At 67.2% G+C, this 1,936-nt stretch carries 2 protein-coding genes; one reads left to right on the top strand and one right to left on the bottom strand.

Annotation, left to right across the window (positions count from 1 at the left end; genetic code table 11):
• Window positions 1–1,561 (top strand): HD domain-containing protein (locus Q0L94_RS17845; RefSeq protein WP_296756032.1); only part of this gene is annotated, 1,561 nt, incomplete at its 5' end.
• 1 nt (window position 1,562) lies between these two features.
• Here the strand turns inward: Q0L94_RS17845 and Q0L94_RS17840 are convergent.
• Window positions 1,563–1,799 carry a hypothetical protein gene (locus Q0L94_RS17840; RefSeq protein WP_296756030.1) on the bottom strand — a complete coding sequence of 79 codons (237 nt, stop codon included), beginning with the start codon at window positions 1,797–1,799 and terminating at the stop codon, window positions 1,563–1,565.
• Window positions 1,800–1,936 lie beyond the last annotated feature (137 nt).

The raw sequence follows: 1,936 nt of genomic DNA, 5'->3' as shown, positions 1-1,936 counted from the left end.
GCGCGCCGCCGACTTGTTCGAACGCAAGCCCGATGCCCTGCTGCGCGCCTTCATCCTGTATGCCCAGCATCCGGCGCTGGCCGGGTTCGAGCCGGCCACGCTGCGCGCGCTGTGGCGCGGCAGCATCCGCATCGATGCCGCTTTCCGCGCCAACCCGGCGCACCACGCGCTGTTCATGACGCTGCTGCGCCAGCCGCTGGGCATCACCCGGGCGCTGCGCGCCATGCATCGTTACGGCCTGCTGGGACGCTACATTCCGGCATTCGGCCGCATCGTCGGGCAGATGCAGCACGACCTGTTTCACGTCTACACCGTCGACGAACACATCCTCACCGTGCTGCGCAACGTGCGGCGCTTCACCGTGCCGGCGCTTGCGCACGAGCTTCCGCTCGCCAGCCGCCTGATCGCCGGTTTCGACAAACCCGAACTGCTCTACCTGGCCGCCCTGTTTCACGATATTGCCAAAGGCCGCGGCGGCGACCACTCCGAACTGGGCGCGGCCGATGCACGGAGATTTTGCCGCCGGCACGGCCTCGACAAGGCCGATAGCGAACTGGTCGCCTGGCTGGTGGAAATGCACCTGGCGATGTCGCGCACCTCGCAAAAGGAAGACACCAGCGACCCCGAGGTGATTGCCGCATTTGCCGCCAAAGCCGGCAACCTGCGCCGGCTGACGGCCCTCTATCTGCTGACCGTGGCCGATATCCGCGGCACCAGCCCCACGGTATGGAATGCCTGGAAAGGCAAGCTGCTGGAAGATCTCTACCAGGCCGCGCGGGCGCGGCTGCTTGGCGGCGACGAAGCCGTCGCCGGCATCGCCGCCAAGCAGAACGAAGCGCGCGCCAACCTCGCCCTGTACGGCCTGCCCGCCGACGCCGCCGACGCGCTGTGGCGGCATCTCGACGTGCGTTATTTTTCCCGTTTCGACGCCCGCGACATGGCCTGGCAGGCGCGCATGCTGTGGCGCCGCACCGACAGCGCCGATGCCATCGTAAAGGCGCGCCTGTCGCCGGCCGGCGAAGGCATCCAGGTGCTGGTCTACACCCCCGACCGGCCCGACCTGTTCGCCCGCATCTGCGGCTTTTTTGCACGCATCCAGTACACCATTCTCGAAGCCAAGATCCACACCACCCGGCATGGCTATGCGCTCGACAGTTTTCAGGTGATGGACCTGGCCAATCGCGGCATTCATTACCGCGACTTCCTGAACTTCGTGGAGCACGAGCTGGCGCGCGACCTCGACCCGGCGCAGCCGATGCAGCCCGCGCCACGCGGCCGCCTGTCGCGCCACCAGCGGCACCATCCCTACCCCGCCACGGTACAGCTGGAAGCCGATGCGCAGGGACACGGCCACATGCTGTCGATCACCTGCGCGGATCGCGGGGGCTTGCTGTTTGCGGTAGCCGAGGTGTTGATGCGGCATGGAGTAAACGTCTATGCCGCCAAAATCGACACGCTGGGCGAGCGCGTCGAGGATACCTTTCTGATTCGCGGAGGCGCTTTGCATACGCCGGCCGGAAGGCAGGCGCTGGAAGCCGACGTGTACGAGGCGCTGAAGTGATTCAGCGCGCCGGCCGCGCGTATTCGTCCACGTAACGCCCGCGCGCGGGGGGCTTGCGCGCGGGCGGCGACTTCTTGCGCACGCTGTCGGCAGGCTTCTTGACCTTTTCGTCCAGCTCGGTTTTGCTGCGGTTGCGGATGCGGCCGGGACGCACCGAGGTGGTGGCGCCCGCCGCGTCGACTGCAGCATCGGCCAGACCGCCATCCCGATCCAGCACGGCAAACTGCGGAGCCCTCATGCCGCCTCCCGCCATTCCCTGAGGCTGCCCGCCAGATTGCGGGTCAGGGCGATGAGGCTGCCCAGCGCCTCCGCGCTCGCGTCGGCTTCGCATGCCGCGATCTTGTGGTCGGCGTAGACCGACAAAATGAGAATGTT

The sequence above is a fragment of the Thiobacillus sp. genome, assembly GCF_024708915.1.
Note: the sequence above shows the minus strand (reverse complement) of the source record. Positions and strands in the feature narration are given on the sequence as shown.